General features: G+C 63.1%; 20 protein-coding genes. 8 read left to right on the top strand and 12 right to left on the bottom strand.

Annotated features, from left to right (window positions below; genetic code table 11):
• Position 1: 1 nt before the first annotated feature.
• On the bottom strand, positions 2-1,120 hold the full coding sequence (locus AB7M33_RS02765; protein WP_085272753.1) for an LOG family protein: 1,119 nt from the start codon (positions 1,118-1,120) through the stop codon (positions 2-4).
• 304 nt (positions 1,121-1,424) lie between these two features.
• Between AB7M33_RS02765 and AB7M33_RS02760 the strand changes: the two genes are divergently transcribed.
• Positions 1,425-1,637 (top strand): hypothetical protein, encoded by a 213-nt coding sequence (locus AB7M33_RS02760; RefSeq protein ID WP_274884071.1) that lies wholly within the window; start codon positions 1,425-1,427, stop codon positions 1,635-1,637.
• Positions 1,638-1,639: 2 nt separating this feature from the next.
• Here the strand turns inward: AB7M33_RS02760 and AB7M33_RS02755 are convergent, their stop codons facing one another.
• Positions 1,640-2,059: a quorum-sensing-regulated virulence factor family protein gene (locus AB7M33_RS02755; protein WP_027595829.1), complete on the bottom strand. Its 420-nt coding sequence runs from the start codon at positions 2,057-2,059 to the stop codon at positions 1,640-1,642.
• A gap of 217 nt (positions 2,060-2,276) precedes the next feature.
• On the opposite strand from AB7M33_RS02755, the gene AB7M33_RS02750 reads away from it, so the two are divergent.
• The 3 genes from AB7M33_RS02750 to AB7M33_RS02740 all read left to right on the top strand — a co-directional run bounded on the left by AB7M33_RS02750 (position 2,277) and on the right by AB7M33_RS02740 (position 4,296).
• Positions 2,277-2,987, top strand: coding sequence for a tRNA-uridine aminocarboxypropyltransferase (locus AB7M33_RS02750; protein WP_027595830.1), 711 nt, complete (start codon positions 2,277-2,279; stop codon positions 2,985-2,987).
• Positions 2,988-3,209: 222 nt separating this feature from the next.
• Entirely contained in the window at positions 3,210-3,860 is a 651-nt protein-coding gene (gene erdR, locus AB7M33_RS02745; protein ID WP_027595831.1) for a response regulator transcription factor ErdR, read from the top strand.
• Between the two features lie 73 nt (positions 3,861-3,933).
• A complete protein-coding gene (locus AB7M33_RS02740) occupies positions 3,934-4,296 on the top strand; it encodes a diacylglycerol kinase (RefSeq protein ID WP_027595832.1) in 363 nt (120 codons plus the stop codon).
• On the opposite strand, the gene finR is transcribed toward AB7M33_RS02740, so the two are convergent.
• Complete coding sequence (finR, locus tag AB7M33_RS02735) at positions 4,293-5,219, bottom strand: LysR family transcriptional regulator FinR (RefSeq protein WP_027595833.1); 927 nt, start codon at positions 5,217-5,219, stop codon at positions 4,293-4,295. The two genes, AB7M33_RS02740 and finR, sit on opposite strands and share 4 nt — an antisense overlap.
• A 120-nt stretch (positions 5,220-5,339) precedes the next feature.
• Here finR and fpr point away from each other — a divergent pair, with 120 nt between their 5' ends.
• On the top strand, positions 5,340-6,119 hold the full coding sequence (fpr, locus tag AB7M33_RS02730) for a ferredoxin-NADP reductase (RefSeq protein WP_016501130.1): 780 nt from the start codon (positions 5,340-5,342) through the stop codon (positions 6,117-6,119).
• A gap of 727 nt (positions 6,120-6,846) precedes the next feature.
• Here the strand turns inward: fpr and AB7M33_RS02725 are convergent.
• Both AB7M33_RS02725 and AB7M33_RS02720 read right to left on the bottom strand, forming a co-directional pair.
• A complete protein-coding gene (locus tag AB7M33_RS02725; protein ID WP_027595834.1) occupies positions 6,847-7,341 on the bottom strand; it encodes a SprT family zinc-dependent metalloprotease in 495 nt (164 codons plus the stop codon).
• 139 nt (positions 7,342-7,480) lie between these two features.
• Positions 7,481-8,080, bottom strand: a complete 600-nt coding sequence (locus tag AB7M33_RS02720; protein WP_027595835.1) for a Yip1 family protein — start codon at positions 8,078-8,080, stop codon at positions 7,481-7,483.
• A gap of 262 nt (positions 8,081-8,342) precedes the next feature.
• Here AB7M33_RS02720 and ttcA point away from each other — a divergent pair, with 262 nt between their 5' ends.
• Positions 8,343-9,167, top strand: a complete 825-nt coding sequence (gene ttcA / locus AB7M33_RS02715) for a tRNA 2-thiocytidine(32) synthetase TtcA (RefSeq protein ID WP_027595836.1) — start codon at positions 8,343-8,345, stop codon at positions 9,165-9,167.
• 4 nt (positions 9,168-9,171) lie between these two features.
• Entirely contained in the window at positions 9,172-9,843 is a 672-nt protein-coding gene (locus AB7M33_RS02710; RefSeq protein WP_265968601.1) for a DNA-3-methyladenine glycosylase I, read from the top strand.
• Between the two features lie 74 nt (positions 9,844-9,917).
• Here the strand turns inward: AB7M33_RS02710 and AB7M33_RS02705 are convergent, their stop codons facing one another.
• The 3 genes from AB7M33_RS02705 to arsC are packed head-to-tail and all read right to left on the bottom strand — an operon-like array spanning position 9,918 to position 11,279.
• Positions 9,918-10,331: a DUF2069 domain-containing protein gene (locus AB7M33_RS02705; protein WP_238215265.1), complete on the bottom strand. Its 414-nt coding sequence runs from the start codon at positions 10,329-10,331 to the stop codon at positions 9,918-9,920.
• Entirely contained in the window at positions 10,324-10,929 is a 606-nt protein-coding gene (wrbA, locus tag AB7M33_RS02700; protein WP_027595839.1) for an NAD(P)H:quinone oxidoreductase, read from the bottom strand. Before wrbA ends, AB7M33_RS02705 begins: the two co-directional genes overlap by 8 nt.
• On the bottom strand, positions 10,926-11,279 hold the full coding sequence (gene arsC / locus AB7M33_RS02695; RefSeq protein ID WP_027595840.1) for an arsenate reductase (glutaredoxin): 354 nt from the start codon (positions 11,277-11,279) through the stop codon (positions 10,926-10,928). The genes wrbA and arsC overlap by 4 nt, the downstream gene beginning before the upstream one ends.
• An 85-nt stretch (positions 11,280-11,364) precedes the next feature.
• On the opposite strand from arsC, the gene AB7M33_RS02690 reads away from it, so the two are divergent.
• Entirely contained in the window at positions 11,365-11,829 is a 465-nt protein-coding gene (locus AB7M33_RS02690; protein WP_027595841.1) for a TlpA disulfide reductase family protein, read from the top strand.
• Positions 11,830-11,964: 135 nt separating this feature from the next.
• Here the strand turns inward: AB7M33_RS02690 and AB7M33_RS02685 are convergent, their stop codons facing one another.
• From AB7M33_RS02685 to AB7M33_RS02670, 4 genes are all read right to left on the bottom strand, one after another.
• Positions 11,965-12,369 (bottom strand): META domain-containing protein, encoded by a 405-nt coding sequence (locus AB7M33_RS02685; RefSeq protein WP_027595842.1) that lies wholly within the window; start codon positions 12,367-12,369, stop codon positions 11,965-11,967.
• On the bottom strand, positions 12,366-12,803 hold the full coding sequence (locus tag AB7M33_RS02680) for a hypothetical protein (protein WP_027595843.1): 438 nt from the start codon (positions 12,801-12,803) through the stop codon (positions 12,366-12,368). The genes AB7M33_RS02685 and AB7M33_RS02680 overlap by 4 nt, the downstream gene beginning before the upstream one ends.
• Positions 12,804-12,834: 31 nt before the next feature.
• On the bottom strand, positions 12,835-13,824 hold the full coding sequence (locus AB7M33_RS02675) for a 2-hydroxyacid dehydrogenase (RefSeq protein ID WP_186702966.1): 990 nt from the start codon (positions 13,822-13,824) through the stop codon (positions 12,835-12,837).
• A gap of 173 nt (positions 13,825-13,997) precedes the next feature.
• Complete coding sequence (locus tag AB7M33_RS02670; RefSeq protein ID WP_099428502.1) at positions 13,998-16,754, bottom strand: response regulator; 2,757 nt, start codon at positions 16,752-16,754, stop codon at positions 13,998-14,000.
• Positions 16,755-16,839: the final 85 nt, after the last annotated feature.

The following is a 16,839-nucleotide window of genomic DNA, read 5'->3' as shown; positions in this document are numbered from 1 at the left end:
CTCAACTAACCTTCAATGCCTCCCTGGCCCGCTGAGTCGTGTGCATAGGCTGAGGCTTGGCCCAGTTCTCCGGTAGGTTGATAAAGTCCACCAGTTCGCGCAGGCGGCCCTGGTCGCGGCCGTTGAAGGCGAACGACAACCGGGTCAGATGGCTGAAATTACCCACCTCGTGTTCCGCGCCGCTGTCGGCGTGCTGGTGGTATTTGCCGCTCAGGCGCAGATCGGCGAAGCCCTCCTGGATGTCGTACAGCGCCGCCTCGCTGAGCGGGTGATGCATGCGGATCACGAACTGGTTTTTCAGCCAGCGGCTGGAGTGGTAGTTGCTGTAGAACTGGTTGATTTCCTCCACTGCCTCATCGGCGCTGTGCACCAGGCGCACCAGCTTGAGGTCGCTGGGCAGGATGTAGCGGTTTTCTTCGAGCTGACGGCTGATGAAGTCGAGGCAGTCGCGCCAGAAGGTGCCCCCGGGTGAGTCAAGCAACACCACCGGCACCAGCGGGCTCTTGCCGGTCTGGATCAGCGTGAGCACTTCGAGTGCTTCATCCAGCGTGCCGAAGCCGCCAGGGCAGAGCACCAGCCCATCAGCCTCCTTGACGAAGAACAACTTGCGAATGAAGAAGAAGTGGAACGGCAGCAGTTTGTCGGTGCCGTCCACCGTGGGGTTGGCATGCTGTTCGAACGGCAGGGTGATGTTGAAGCCCAGGCTGTGATCGCTGCCGGCCCCTTCATGCGCTGCCGCCATGATGCCGCCGCCAGCGCCGGTGATGACCATCAGGTCGGAGCGTGCCAGGGTGGCGCCCAGTTCCCGGGCCAAGGCGTACATCGGGTGTTCCAGCGGGGTTCGGGCCGAGCCGAACACCGTGACCTTGCGACGGCCCTTGTAGCGCTCCAGGGCGCGGAATGAATGATCAAGCTCGCGCAGCGCCTGCAGGGTGATCTTGGCGCTCCAGCGATCCGTGTCGTCGTGGGCCATGCGCAGGATGGTCAGCATCATGTCCCGGTACAGCGGCAAGTTGGGGCTGTTCGGTGCAACCAGTTGCAGCTGTTCGTCAATCTTGCTTAGGTCGATGTTGTTGTCCCTGAAGTGATTGAACAACAGCTCGTTGGGTTGGTAAGGCATTCAACGTCTCCTTCTGCAGCAAAACCTCTGACCGGGTCGATGGTGTGTCCCGGCCGCGACACTGCGTGCGTCGCTGGCTGCTCAGGCTCGAGTGTGTACCCCGAGCGTTGCAGTAGGCCTTCAAGGCCATGGTGCAGTGGCGAAAATCCATCTGGGCGTTTTTTGGCGCTCTCGCTATCAATCTAGACCGTTGCGCCTGATCGTGCCGAAGTGATGGCGAACGCCGCTCGTCGGCGCGCAGCCTATGGGGGTGAGGGTTTGATTAACTGGGAAAGCGAATCGTATCGATGCAGGAGGTGGCGGTATGCATCGCTTGACCATCGAAGTGGACCGGCAGCTGTATCAGCAGCTGGAACATGCAGCTCAGGCGCATCACCTGAGCCTTGAGGCAGAGTGCCGTCGCAGGCTTTCGGGGCTGGAGTGCCAGTCACGCTACCTGCAAGCGCTTCTGGCAGAGTTGCGCGCCGATGCCGAGGAGGAGCAGTGGCGCGCCCCTGATGACCACCCCGTGGTCTAGGTTTACTTCTTCTTGCTGCCCGCGACGCAGCTGGCGGCGTCAAATGCCTGGTCCATCACTGGCTGGTTGGTCTTGTAGACCGTGAAGCGATAGACCATGACGGCGCCCTTGGACATCAGGTTGCGGAAGCCGCTGTTACGGCAGACGCTGTCGCCCAACTGGCTGCGCACTTGCTCGGGGTTGGCCTGCATGCGCTCGGCATGGCTCTGGCGCACGCTCAGGTGGTTGACCAGCGCCTTGCCTTCGACGGTATAACCCTGGTCGAGGATGTCTTCGTTGATGGCGCGCGGCGTGCCGACGCTGCTTTCCGTAGCGACCTTCTGCAGCATCTTGTTCAGGTCGTAGTCCTGTTTGGACGCCGCCTGGGCCGCCAGGGGCAGGGTGAGCAGAAGGCTCAGGGTCGGGACGATAAGACGCAGCATGTATCTCTCCTGGTTCAATGACTGGCGGTTTGACATGCGCCGGCAGGTGGCGTTCCCTGATGCGCGCTTTTGCGCGCGTCAGGCTCGCCAAAGTGTCGATTATAAGGGGCCAGCCCGTCCCGCTGCACGGCAAATGACGCCTGCTCTGGTAGACTTGCGTTTTGTGTATCCGAGCCGTCGCAGTGTGCATTTTCAACCTGTTCAAAGGCCTGCCAGCATGAGCCACGCGGTAGCGCGCTTGCGCGCCGAACGCCTGGCCCGCAGCAACAAGCCGTTCATTGCCCGTGGTTCACGGGCCGTCCGTTGCCCGCATTGCCGGGTCATTGCCAGCCATTGCCTGTGCGCCTGGAAGCCCCGGGTGCCGGCGGAGTCGGGCGTGTGCCTGCTGATGCACGACACCGAGCCACTGAAGCCGACCAACACCGGTTGGCTGATCGCCGACCTGGTCGAGGACACCTCGGCCTTCGGCTGGCAGCGTACTGCGGTGGACGACAACCTGCTGGCGCTGCTCGAACAGCCCCAGTGGCAGCCCTATATCGTTTTCCCCGGCGAGTTCGTTGCTCAGGAACGGGTGGTCAACGAGGTGGTGCGCGAACCCGGCAAGCGGCCGTTGTTCATCCTGCTCGACGCCACCTGGACCGAGGCGCGCAAGATGTTCCGCAAGAGCCCCTACCTGGACCGCTTCCCGGTGTTGAGCCTTGAGGCCGAGCAGATGTCGCGCTACCGCCTGCGCCGTTCCAAACGTGACGATCACTTCTGCACGGCGGAAGTGGCGGCCATGTGCCTGGAACTGGCCGGCGACCAGCGTGCCTCCCAGGCTCTGGACGCTTACCTGGACGTGTTCAGCCTGCACTACCTGAGCGCCAAGCGGCATTTGCCGCTGGATGAACAGGACGACGCGCATCAGCGTTTGCATACCTTCCTATAGTCCAAGGGGCAGTCGGGCCGGTTTGGTTCATAATGTCGGGGCTGGCAGCCAGGGTGGGCGAGTGCGGCAGGGCAATTGGCTTGACCACCCCGACCGTGCTCGGCATCCTTGGCGCCGATTCGGGCACGCCGAAGGTGCCGTTACCCCGGACTTCGCCGTGCCTTTCCGCCAAGCGCCCTTACTACCCCGCAGCGCCTGGCACAGAACAGGATCCTTAGATCGATGGCCACTTACGAAATCCTGATTGCCGATGACCACCCACTGTTTCGTGGCGCCCTGCGCCAGGCTGTTACCCTCGGCCTTGGCGCCGATGTACGCCTGGTTGAAGTGGCGAGCATTGCCGAACTGGAAACCCGACTGAGCGAAAAAGCCGACTGGGATCTGGTCCTGCTGGACCTGAACATGCCGGGCGCCTACGGGTTCTCCGGGCTGGTCCTGCTGCGTGGGCAATACCCGCAGATCCCCGTGGTCATGGTGTCGGCGCAGGAAGAGGCAGCCGTCGTGGTCAAGTCCCGCGAGTTTGGTGCCAGTGGTTTCATTCCCAAATCCAGCCCGCTGGAAGTGATTCAGGACGCCGTGCGCAAGGTGTTGGACGGTGAGGTCTGGTGGCCGCCGCAAGCCTTCGAGAAAGTCGACGTTTCGGCTGAAGCCAAAGCGGCCAGCGAAGGGCTGGCCAGCCTCACGCCCCAGCAGTTCCGCGTGCTGACCATGGTCTGCGAAGGCTTGCTGAACAAGCAGATCGCCTATGAGCTGAGTGTCTCGGAGGCCACCATCAAGGCCCACGTGACGGCGATCTTCCGCAAGCTGGGCGTGCGCACGCGCACCCAGGCGGCCTTGCTGCTGCAACAACTTGAATCGGTTGCCAGCCACTAACTGGCTGCTTCTTCACGCTTTTTTGACCCCAGCTGGACTAGTCTGCCGGCCTTTCATCGGTGAAGTGACGCACATGTCGCCATTCAAAGGCCAGACCGGCCTCAAACGTATCTTCAACGCCGCCGGCTATTCGCTGGACGGCTTGCGCGCCGCCTTCAAGGGCGAGGCCGCGTTCCGTCAACTGGTACTGCTCAATGTGCTGCTGATCCCGACCGCCTTCTGGCTGCCGGTCAGCCGCGCGGAGCGGGCGATCATGATCGCGGTGTGCCTGCTGGGCTTGATCGTCGAGCTGTTCAACTCGGCGGTAGAGGCTGCCATCGACCGCATTTCGCTTGAGCGTCACCCCTTGTCGAAAAACGCCAAGGACATGGGCAGCGCCGCGCAGTTGGTGGCACTCACCATGGTTGCGCTGGTCTGGGGCGTTATTCTGCTCTAGGCAATAGGCGGTAGCACGATCTCATCACTGCGGGTGAAGCCCGCGGTGAAGTTGCGGCATAGCTCCAGAAACTCGCGCATGGCCGAGGTCTGATACTTCTGCTTGTGCCAGATGAAATAGAACTGACGCATCAGGTCCAGCTCCGGGGTTTCGACCGGTACCAGGCTGCCGCGGCGGAAGGCATCGCGCAGGGCCAGGCGCGAAATGCAGCCGATGCCCAGGCCAGATTCCACTGCACGCTTGATGGCCTCGGTGTGTTCGAGCTCCAGGCGAATGTTCAAGTTGGCGCGGTGGTGGCGCATGGCTTGGTCAAAGGTCAGGCGCGTGCCGGAGCCTTGCTCGCGAAGGATCCAGGCCTCCTGCGACAATGTCTGAATGTTCGCGCTGCCCAGCGTTGCCAGTGGGTGCTGGGGCGCGCAGAACACGACCAGCTCGTCTTCGACCCAAGGCTGAACCTCCAGGTCCGGGTGGTTGCAATCACCTTCGATCAGACCCAGATCAATTTCGTAATGGGCGACCTGTTGCACAATATGCGCAGTGTTCTGCACATGCAGCTTGACCTGGCTTTCCGGGTGCACCTGCATGAAGCTGCCGATCAGCAGGGTCGCCAGGTAGTTGCCGATGGTCAGCGTGGCGCCCACCGCCAGCGAGCCGAAGGCGGACTTGCCGTTGAGCAGGTCTTCGATTTCCTTGGCCTGGTCGAGCAGGGCGACAGCCTGTGGCAGCAGCTGATGGCCCAGGGCGTTGAGGCTCAGGCGTTTACCGGCGCGGTCGAACAGCTGGCAGCTGGATTGGCGCTCGAGTTCGGTGATGGACGTGCTGGCGGCCGACTGCGAGAGCGCAAGCAGGCCAGCGGCCCGCGAGACGCTTTGATGCTGGGCTACGGCGACGAACACCTGAAGCTGACGGAGAGTGAATCGCATATCTATATAACCGATAACACATATCTTGATAATTCAGTTAACAGATATTGTCGCTGCCCCTAAACTATCGCGCAACTGCGCGTCTTGCGCGCGCTGCGTCTTTCTTCAGGAGCCCCATCGATGAGCAACATGAACCACGAACGTGTCCTCAGTGTGCACCACTGGAACGACACCCTGTTCAGCTTCAAGTGCACCCGTGATCCGGGCCTGCGCTTCGAGAACGGTCAGTTCGTGATGATCGGCCTGCAGCAGGAAAGCGGCCGCCCGCTCATGCGCGCCTATTCCATCGCCTCGCCGAACTGGGAAGAGCACCTGGAATTCTTCAGCATCAAGGTGCCGGACGGCCCGCTGACTTCCCAGTTGCAGCACCTGAAGGAAGGCGACGAGATCATCATCAGCAAGAAGCCTACCGGCACCCTGGTCCTCGACGACCTGAACCCGGGCAAGCACCTGTACCTGCTGAGCACCGGTACTGGCCTGGCGCCGTTCATGAGCGTCATCCAGGACCCAGAAACCTACGAGCGCTTCGAAAAAGTGATCCTGGTTCACGGCGTGCGTTACGTGAACGAAGTGGCCTATCGCGAGTTCATCACCGAGCACCTGCCGCAGAACGAGTTCTTCGGTGAGTCGGTGCGTGACAAGCTGATCTACTACCCGACCGTGACCCGCGAGCCGTTCGAGAACCAGGGCCGCCTGACCGACCTGATGCGCAGCGGCAAGCTGTTCAGCGACATCGGCCTGCCGCCGATCAACCCGCAGGACGACCGTGCGATGATCTGCGGTAGCCCAAGCATGCTGGACGAAACCAGCGAAGTGCTCGACAGCTTCGGCCTGAAAGTCTCTGCCCGCATGCGCGAGCCGGGTGACTACCTGATCGAGCGCGCCTTCGTCGAGAAGTAACCCGCCGTCGGGTACGAAAAGGCGACCCTCGGGTCGCCTTTCTTATGCCTGGGATCACTGCATTGTCTGTACTGGCCTATTCGCGGGTAAACCCGCTCCCACAGGTGGTGCGTAGGCCTCAGGCAATGCATGGCCCTGTGGGAGCCGGGTGACTACCTGATCGAGCGCGCCTTCGTCGAGAAGTAACCCGCCGTCGGGTACGAAAAGGCGACCCTCGGGTCGCCTTTCTTATGCCTGGGATCACTGCATTGTCTGTACTGGCCTATTCGCGGGTAAACCCGCTCCCACAGGTGGTGCGTAGGCCTCAGGCAATGCATGGCCCTGTGGGAGCCGGGTGACTACCTGATCGAGCGCGCCTTCGTCGAGAAGTAACCCGCAGACGGGTACGAAAAGGCGACCCTCGGGTCGCCTTTCTTATGCCTGGGATCAATGCATTGTCTGTACTGGCCTATTCGCGGGTAAACCCGCTCCCACAGGTGGTGCGTAGGCCTCAGGCAATGCATGGCCCTGTGGGAGCCGGGTGACTACCTGATCGAGCGCGCCTTCGTCGAGAAGTAACCCGCCGTCGGGTACGAAAAGGCGACCCTCGGGTCGCCTTTCTTATGCCTGGGATCAATGCATTGTCTGTACTGGCCTATTCGCGGGTAAACCTGCTCCCACAGGTGGTGCGTAGGCCTCAGGCAATGCATGGCCCTGTGGGAGCGGGTTTACCCGCGAATAGGCCCGGTCATTCGACACGCGTCTCGCCGCTGTATTCCAATATCGCCCGACACCGCCTGCACAGGTAGCGCCGCCCCTGGCGCACCAGCTTGTGCCGCTGCGCAGTAAACGGAAAGTCGCTCTGTGGGCAGGGGCAGCGGTAGATGTAGCGCGTGACCACCCGCCGTTGCACTGCGTAGTTATGGCAGCGGTTGGGCGGCAATTCATACACCCCGCGCATGATCAATTGCCATTCCTCGCCATGGGCCTGGATGCGCTCGCCAAACAGCTGGTGAGCCACCAGGTGCGCCACCTCGTGGGCCACGGTCTGGCGCAGGAAGTCCTCCTGGTTTTCGCGGTACAACTGCAGGTTGAAGCGCAGCAGGTTCTCGTGCAGGTGAGCGACGCCGGCCTTCTGGCCGCGCAGCTTGAAGCTGATTTCCGGGCGCGGGAAGGGGCGTTTGAAGAAGGTTTCGGCTTGCTGGTAACAGGTTTCGACGCGTTGTTTGAGCAGCTCGGGCATGGCGGGGTAATTCTCCTGACCAGGCATTATGCCGCAAGCCCTGGCGGCTTGCCGAGCCACCGGTCAGCACACAGCCAGAAGCCGCCTTGCGGCGGCCTCTGACTTGATGCCCCAGTGTTGGTTCTGTGTAGTTATCGCGCTAGTTGGTATAGACGGGCCCCACGCCCAGTCCCCAGATGATCACGGTAGCGGCCATGATCGCTACCAGCACCACAAGGCCCACCGCCAGCACCGAGCTGGAAAACAGGAAGCCTTCATCGGACGGAATGTTCATGAACGTCGGCAAGCCGACATACAGCAGGTACACGGTATAACAAATGGCCGCAGTGCCGATCAGCATGCCCAGCCACAGGTGCGGGTAAAGGGCTGCCAGGCCGCCAAGGAACAACGGGGTGGCGGTGTAGGTGGCAAAGGCAATGCACTGCGCCATGGAGGGGTTGGCATCGTAGGTGCGGGCCATCCAGTGGATGAACGCGCCCATCACCGCCACCCCGGCGAGCATCGCCAGGTAGGACATGATGCTCATCCAGATTGCGCTTTCCATGGTCAGCATCACTGCCGGCCGGTCGCCAATCACCCAGCCCACCTGGGTAGTACCGATAAATGCGGAAACGGCAGGGATCGCCGCCAGGATCAAGGTGTGCGTCAGGTACATGTGGCTGATGGTTTCTTCTTCGCCACGAATCTCCCGCCACTCCTGATCGGGATGGGTAAACAGCCCCACAACGTGATGAATCATGCCGATCACTCCTCTCAATGTTGCCAAACGCCCCCCAGATGGAGCGCAAGCGGCCCGAGGCCCGAACACCGATGCAAGCGGTAATGTGGCCTTATGTCGCAGTATAGGAAGCGGTTACCGGCACAAACCGTGCTTTTTAGAGCAAATTGCGCTGTAAGGCGTGCTGTTGATTACAACGAAGTCTTTATCGGAATGCCTACAGCGCCGCGTAGTTTGTGCGTAAAATAGCCGGCTTTTGTCACACCTCGCGGATCCAAGCGCTATGGGCACCCTCTCGGTCAACCAGAACAAACTGCAAAAACGCCTGCGTCGTCTCGCCGGCGAAGCCATCACCGACTTCAACATGATCGAGGATGGCGACAAGGTCATGGTCTGCCTGTCCGGCGGCAAGGACAGCTACACCATGCTCGACGTTCTGTTGCACCTGCAGAAGGTGGCACCGATCAAGTTCGAGATCGTGGCGGTGAACATGGACCAGAAGCAGCCGGGTTTCCCCGAGCACGTGCTGCCGGCCTACCTCAAAGAGTTGGGCGTCGAGTACCACATCGTCGAGAAAGACACCTACTCGGTGGTCAAGGAACTGGTGCCCGAGGGCAAGACCACCTGCTCGCTGTGCTCGCGCCTGCGCCGTGGCACCCTGTACACCTTCGCCGACGAAATCGGCGCGACCAAGATGGCCCTGGGGCACCACCGCGACGACATCGTCGAGACGTTCTTCCTCAACATGTTCTTCAACGGCTCGCTCAAGGGCATGCCGCCCAAGCTGCGTGCCGACGATGGCCGTAACGTGGTGATTCGCCCGTTGGCCTACTGCAGCGAGAAGGACATCCAGGCCTACTCGGACATGCGTGAATTCCCGATCATCCCGTGCAACCTGTGCGGCTCGCAAGAGAACCTGCAGCGCCAGGTGGTCAAGGACATGCTGGTGGAGTGGGAGCGCAAGCACCCGGGCCGCACCGAAAGCATCTTCCGCGCGCTGCAGAACGTCGCGCCGTCGCAGTTGGCAGACCGCAACCTGTTCGACTTCACCAGCCTGAAGATCGACGAAAACGCCACGCCGCGTTTCCTCGATGTGCTGAACATCTGACCCCATGCGCGATTATCAGTGGCTGTATGAGTACTGCCTGAACCGCTTCGGCTCGGCCCAGGCCCTCGAGGCCTTTCTGCCGCAGCCACGCACGCCTGCGCAACTGCGCGACATCAGCGACGACCGCTACCTGTCGACCCTGGCCCTGCGCGTGTTCCGCGCCGGGCTCAAGCACAGCCTGGTGGATGCCAAATGGCCGGCGTTCGAGCAGGTGTTCTTCGGTTTCGACCCGGAGAAGGTGGTGCTGATGAGCGCCGAGCACTTGGAGCGGTTGATGCAGGACGAGCGCATCATCCGCCACTTGGGCAAGCTCAAGAGTGTGCCGCGCAATGCGCAGATGGTGCTGGATGTGGCGAAGGAGAAGGGCAGTTTCGGTGCGTTCATCGCCGACTGGCCGGTGACCGATATCGTCGGCCTTTGGAAGTACCTGGCCAAGCATGGCAACCAGCTGGGTGGCCTATCGGCGCCGCGGTTCTTGCGCATGGTCGGCAAGGACACGTTTATCCCGACCGAGGATATGGCGGCCGCGTTGATTGCGCAAAAAGTGATCGACAAGCAGCCGACCAGCCAGCGTGACCTGGCGTTGGTGCAGCAGGCGTTCAACCAGTGGCATGCCGAGAGTGGGCGACCCCTGTGCCAGCTGTCGGTGATGCTGGCGCATACCGTCAACCACTGAGATTGCTGCGGCCGCGTTGCGGCCTCTGTGGGAGCGGGCTTGTCCCGCGAAGGGGCTGCAAAGCAGCCCCTGAATCAACTCCCTTCGCCCGCCATGCGCCGCTCATACTGGAACTTCCAGCGCACAAACAGCAGCCCGCTGACGAACAAACCCAGGCTTACCACCACCTCGACCCAGCCAAACAGCGCCCGGGCCGGGTCGAACGCCGCCAACACGCCCTTGATGAAATAGATATTCACCACAAAGCAGGTCCAGGCATGCGCCCGGGCGCTGCCCTTCAGCATGCCCGGCAGCAGCAACAGCAGCGGCACCAGTTCGATCGCCAGAATCACTTCGACGCGCGCCCCGTGCAGGTTGGCGAACCACAGGTTGTTCACCACCAGCAGCGCGATCAGGCCAAAGAAAAACGCCAGGCTCAGCGCCCGCGTCAGGCGCAGGCGCGGTGCCAGCCATTGCAGTGGCGGCAACACCTTGGGCTTTTTAGCCACGCGCGGCCTCCAGGGCCTTGGCGGTGCTCGCCAGGCGTTGGCCGAGGGCACGGCACAAGGTGATTTCGTGAGGGTCGAGCTCGCGCTTGCCATCGGCGCCGGCGTGGTGGCTGGCGCCATACGGTGTGCCGCCGCCGCGGGTTTCGAGCAAGGCCGATTCGCTGTAGGGCAGGCCCATCACCAGCATGCCGTGGTGCATCAGCGGCAGCATCATCGACAGCAGGGTGGTTTCCTGGCCACCATGCAGGCTGGCGGTGGAGGTGAATACCCCGGCGGGCTTGCCCACCAGTTCGCCACCCAGCCACAGGCTGCTGGTGCCGTCGAGGAAGTACTTAAGCGGCGCGGCCATGTTGCCGAAGCGGGTCGGGCTGCCCAGCACCAGGCCGGCGCAATGGCGCAGGTCGTCGAGGGTGGCGTACAGCGCGCCGCTGGCCGGGATGTCCGGGGCCACAGCTTCGCACTCAGTGGAAATCGCCGGCACGGTGCGCAGGCGCGCCTCCATACCGGCCATCTCGACACCGCGGGCAATGTGCCGGGCCATTTCGCTGGTGGCGCCATGGCGGCTGTAATACAAAACCAGGATGAAGGGCTGGCTCACGGCAGGATCTCCAGCACCTTCTCTGGCGGGCGGCCAATCACGGCTTTATCGCCGGCCACCAGAATCGGCCGCTCGATCAGCTTGGGGTGTTGGGCCATGGCGTCGATCAATTGCGCGTCGGTCAGGGCCGGGTTGGCCAGGTTCAGGTCTTTGTATTCGTCTTCGCCGGTGCGCAGCAATTGGCGCGGGGCGATGCCCAGCTTGCCGAGCAGGGCCGTCAGGGTGGCGGTGTCTGGCGGGGTTTCGAGGTAGCGCACGATGGTCGGCGCCAGGCCGCGTGCTTCGAGCAGTTCCAGCGCGCCGCGGGATTTCGAGCAGCGCGGGTTATGATAGAGCGTCAGGTCAGTCATGTCGGGTCGCATCCAGCTGGGTGTGGCGGCTATTCTAACCGCAGCGACTGAACCATTTGCTTGAAACTTCGAGAAGGATTGACCCATGGCAAGGCGTTTGGCAGCAGTACTGGCCATCACCGCGGGCCTGTTGCTCGGTGGTTGCGGTGCCGACTACGGCGTGGACCAACACGGCAATACGGTAAAGGCCGAGCAGATCGAGGGGCACTGGGTAGTGCTCAACTATTGGGCCGAATGGTGCGGACCGTGCCGTACCGAAATCCCTGAGTTGAATGCGGCGGCCAAGCAATGGGCGGCCGAGGGGATCAAGGTGGTCGGGGTGAACTTCGATGGCTTGCAGGGCCAGGACCTGAAGCAGGCGGCGGACACCCTGGGCATCGGCTTTACCGTGCTGGCGCAGGACCCGGCCGAGCGTTACGAGCTGCCCCGCAGCGAGGCGTTGCCGGTGACCTACATCATCGATGACAAGGGCAAGGTGCGTGAACAACTGATGGGTGAGCAGACCCTGGAAGGGCTGCAGGCCAAGATCAAGGCCCTGAAGGGCGCATGATGCCTGTTGGGGCTGCTTTGCGGCCCTTCGCGGCACAAGGCCGCTCCCACAGGTGGCCGCGTCATCCCAGCGTACGCGGTTACTTGTAGGAGCGGCCTTGTGCCGCGAAGGGCCGCAGAGCGGCCCCGGCAGTCCTCAACCTTCTTCAGGCCAGAACCGCAGCGGCTTGCCCTCGGCCGGCCAGAAGCGCATCTGCTCCACAGGCGAGACATCCCAGCGTTGTACCGTCTCCAGCGCCTGCAGGAAGCGTTTTTCCTGTTCCATCAATGCCGGCGCGCACAGCTTGCGGGTCTTGCCGACCTTGCCGAAGCTCAGGTGCTTGCCTTCCAGCGTATACGGGGCAAACCAATGGTTGCAGCCGCCATTACCGTAGGCGCGGCCATCGCTGGCCAGGGTCAGGGTAAGGTGGCTGTAATCGATCAGCGGGCGTTCGCCAATCCACTCCAGTACATAGCTGCGCTCCTGCTGCAGCTTTGACGGTTGCGCGGCGCAGCCGAGCAGGCCGGTGGCAATCAGCACGCCGGTCAGCAGCTTTTTCACTCAGCGCTCTCCTGGCAACGCGGGCACAGGTGCTTCTCGCCACGGCTGGCCCAGCCCAGCTCCGCGATACGGGCGCTGGCCGCCGGCTGGCGGGCTTTTTTGCCCAGCTTGGCATCGACTGCGAACTCGAAGTCCAGCACGGCGTCGCACTGGTCGCACTCGACCTGCCAGGTGAGGATTTCCAGTTCGCTGAACACCGGGCCGCTGGCCACGGCAACCCACTGGCCGCGCGGGTTGATCAGGTGACGCACGCTTTCCACGGTCAGTCGCATGGACAAGTCCTTGCTGCCCTTGAGGGTCACCAGCAGCGTGTCGCCCTTGTGCATCGAACCGCCGTTGCCGGTCACCTGATAGCGGCCGGGTACCAGGGCGCGGCACTCGATCAGGGTGTGTTGCGGGTTGAAAAGGGTGTAGCGGAAATCGTGCTCGACCATGGGTCCTCCAGAAATGCCGCGTATCCTAGCATTAACCCGATACCAGATTCTGGGGTTTGCCTGCCATCCAGCGGTTGATGTTGTCCAGCGTGGTGGCGGCGATGGCGTCCAGCGCCTCGCGGGTGAGAAAGGCCTGGTGGGCGGTGATGATCACGTTGGGGAAGGTCAGCAGGCGGGCCAGCACATCGTCTTGCAAGGGCTGGTCGGAGCGGTCCTCGAAAAACAGTTGGGCCTCTTCTTCGTAGACGTCCAGGCCTAGGTAGCCCAGCTGGCCGCACTTGAGTGCGTCGATCAATGCCGGGGTGTCGACCAGCGCGCCGCGGCCGGTGTTGATCAGCATGGCGCCAGGTTGCAGTTGAGCCAGGCTTTGCGCATTGATCAGGTGGCGGGTGTGTTCGGTCAGCGGGCAATGCAGGCTGATGATGCGCGCCTCGCGCAGCAACTCGGGCAGGGGCAGGTAGCGGGCGCCAAGGGCCAGCAGGTCCGGGTTGGGGTAGGGGTCGTAGGCCAGCAACTGGCAGCCGAAGCCGGCCATGATGCGGGCGAACGCAGCGCCGATCTGGCCGGTGCCGACCACACCGACGGTCTTGCCGTGCAGGTCGAAGCCGGTCAGGCCATGCAGGGTGAAATCACCTTCGCGGGTGCGGTTGTAAGCCCGGTGCAGGCGCCGGTTGAGGGCGAGGATCAGCGCCACGGCGTGCTCGGCCACCGCGTGTGGCGAATAGGCCGGCACCCGCACCACGGCCAGGCCCAAGCGCTGGGCGGCCGCCAGGTCGACGTGGTTATAGCCCGCCGAACGCAGGGCGATCAGGCGCGTGCCGCCAGCGGCCAGGCGCGCCAGCACTTGGGCGTCCAGCTCATCGTTGATGAAGGCGCAGACAACCTCGTAACCGCTGGCGAGGGGCGCGGTGTCCAGGGTCAGGCGGGCGGGCTGGAAGTGCAGCTCCAGGGCAGTGCCGGCAGCGGCCTGGGTGAAGCTTTCCTGGTCGTAGTGCTGGCTGCTGAACAACAGGGCGCGCATGGTCGGGCTTCCTTTGCGAATGTCTGGGGATTGTAGCTGGCCGTCCTGTGTGGCCGTTGTAGGAGCAGCCTTGTGCTGTGAAGAGGCCGGTGACAGCACAGTAAATCTTCGCTGCTGTCACCGGCCTCTTCGCAGCACAAGGCTGCTCCTACAGTAGGGGCAAGGCAGCGCTGTCAGGCATTGATGTGTGCCTGTGTCGCCAGCCGGCTGATCGCGCTGTCGAGTTCATCCAATGCCTGTTGCGCGTGGGGGTGCTCTTGTTTGAGCAAGGTCTCGCTGCGCTGGCATGCCGCCCGCAGCTGCGGCACACCGCAATAGCGCGAGGCACCGTTGAGGCGGTGTACCTGCTCGATCAAGGTGGTGTGATCCTGCGCTTCGCGGGCGGCGCGTATCGCCTGGCGGTCGGACTCCAGTGACGCCAGCAGCATGGCCAGCATGTCGGCCGCCAAGTCGGATTTTCCGGCAGCCAGGCGCAAACCTTCGTCGGGGTCGAGCACCTTCAGTTCGTCGCTGTTGAGCCGCTGTTCGGCCAAGCGCTCTTGCTGCGGCACGCCCAGGCTCAGGCCGGTCCACTTCATCACCACCTGGGCCAACTGCCTCTCACTGATCGGTTTGGTCAGGTAGTCGTCCATGCCGGCATGCAGCAGCGCGCGTTTCTCGTTGGCCATGGCATGCGCGGTGAGGGCGACAATCGGCAGCGGGCTGCCGCTTTGGGCGTTTTCCCAGAGGCGGATCTGCTCGGTGCAGGCGCGGCCGTCCATGCCGGGCATTTGCACGTCCATCAGCACCAGGTCGAAGGGCTCATCCTGCACCGCTTGCACTGCCGCATAGCCGTTGTCGACGGCCAACACCTGGGCACCCAGGTCTTCGAGCAGGGTCTGTACCAGCAGCAGGTTGGCTGGGTTGTCGTCGACGCACAGAATCTTCGGCTGGCGCTGGCCGCTGAGGATGTTCGGCTCGCCCAGCGGGCGACGCGGTTGGATCAGCTCCAGCAGCAGCCGACGCAACTTGCGCGTGCACGTTGGCTTGGACAGGAGTTGGCCATGGCCATTGGGCAGGTAGGGGTGGTACAGCGCCTGTTCGGTGGTCGGGCACAGCACCACGCACTGGCACTGGTAGCGGTCCAGTTGCAGGTGGTACTCACCGAGCTGCTCGGGCGTCAGGTTGCCCAGGTTGGCGCCGAGCACCGCGAAGTCGAACGGGTGACCCGCCTGGCTTGCGGCCTGCACCGCATGCAGAAGCTGGTCGTACGAGGCAAACAGGCTGACGCTCAGGCCGCAGTCTTCAAGCTGGTGCTCCAGCGCCTGGCGCGCGAGCTCATGGCTGTCGACGATGGCGGCGCGGCGGCCCAGCAGGGGCTGCAGCGGCAGCTCTTCGGCATCGTCGTGAGCCTTGGGCAGGTTGAGGCTGATCCAGAACTGCGAGCCTTCGCCCGGCGTGCTGTCGACGCCGATCTCGCCGCCCATCTGCTCGATCAGGCGCTTGGAAATCACCAGGCCCAGGCCGGTACCCCCAGGCTGGCGCGCCAGCGAGTTGTCGGCCTGGCTGAAGGCCTGGAACAGCGTGCGCACATCCTGCGGCGACAGGCCGATGCCGGTGTCTTGCACGCTGATGCGAAGCTGCGCGCTGTCTTCGTGTTCGTCTTCAAGCATGGCGCGCACGACGATGGTGCCTTCGCGGGTGAACTTGATCGCGTTGCTCACCAGGTTGGTGAGGATCTGCTTGAGCCGCAGCGGGTCGCCGATCAGCGATGATGGGGTGTCGCGGTAGATCAGGCTGAGCAGTTCGAGCTGCTTGGCGTGCGCGGCCGGGGCGAGGATGGTCAGGGTGTCCTGGACCAGGTCGCGCAGGTTGAACGGAATGCTGTCGAGCACCAGCTTGCCGGCCTCGATCTTGGAGAAGTCGAGGATCTCGTTGATGATCCCCAGCAGGTTGTCGGCGGACTTCTCGATGGTGCTCAGGTAATCCAGCTGGCGCGGCGTCAGCTCGCTTTTCTGCAGCAAATGGGTGAAGCCGAGGATGCCGTTGAGCGGGGTGCGGATCTCGTGGCTCATGTTGGCCAGGAACTCCGACTTGATGCGGCTGGCCTCCAGGGCTTCCTTGCGGGCCATGTCCAGCTCGATGTTCTGGATCTCGATGGTCTCCAGGTTCTGGCGCACGTCTTCGGTGGCCTGGTCGATGCTGTGCTGCAGCTCTTCGTGGGCGCTGTGCAGGGTTTCGGCCATGCGGTTGATGCCGCGGCCCAGCTCGTCCAACTCGTGGCTGCCCATGGCCGGCAGGCGCTCGTCCAGGTGGCCGTCCTTGAGCTGATTGACCGCATGCTTGATGCGTTTTATCGGGTCGTTGATGGTGCGGCTCATGCGCAGTGCCAGCAGGCCACTGAGGGCCAGGCAGGCGAGGATCAGCAACAGGCTGGTGAACAGGTTGCGGTAGCCACGCAGCAAGGTGCCGTCGTGCGACAGTTCGATTTCGACCCAACCCAGCAGGCGCTCGGCTTCGGCCGGCACGGCATCGGTGGCCAGGTCGCGGTGGTGGCCGAAGACCGGCATCAGGTAGCGGGTGGCGTCATTGCCGGTGCGTTGCAACAGTTGCGTGCCGGTACCGCCGGTGGGCGGCTGGTTGAGCATGCTCGGGCCTGCATGCGCCAGGCGCGTGCGGTCTGGGGCAAGAAAGGCGACCGCGCGCACGTCGGTTTGCTCCAGGGTCTGCGCGGCAATCCGTTCCAGCTGCGCGGGAGCCCGCTTGGCCATGGCAGGTGCAGCCAGCGGCGCCAGTTGCTCGGCGATCATCTTGCCGCGTTGCAGCAGCTGGGTGCGCAAATCGCTTTGCTGCAGCCAGGTGAAATAACTGCCCAATACCAGCGCCATCAAGCCGGCAGGCAGCAGGGCCAACAGCAGGACCCGGCTTCTGATTCCCAAACGATCGAGCACACTTGCCTCCTGTCATGTGCCTGGACGCCGTCAACTGCGTGACGGACCAAGCCGGGAAGTTACTCCGCCTGCTCGGCTATTGCAC

The organism is Pseudomonas sp. Y3 TE3536 (assembly GCF_053629175.1).
This window is presented reverse-complemented; position numbering and strand designations above follow the sequence as displayed.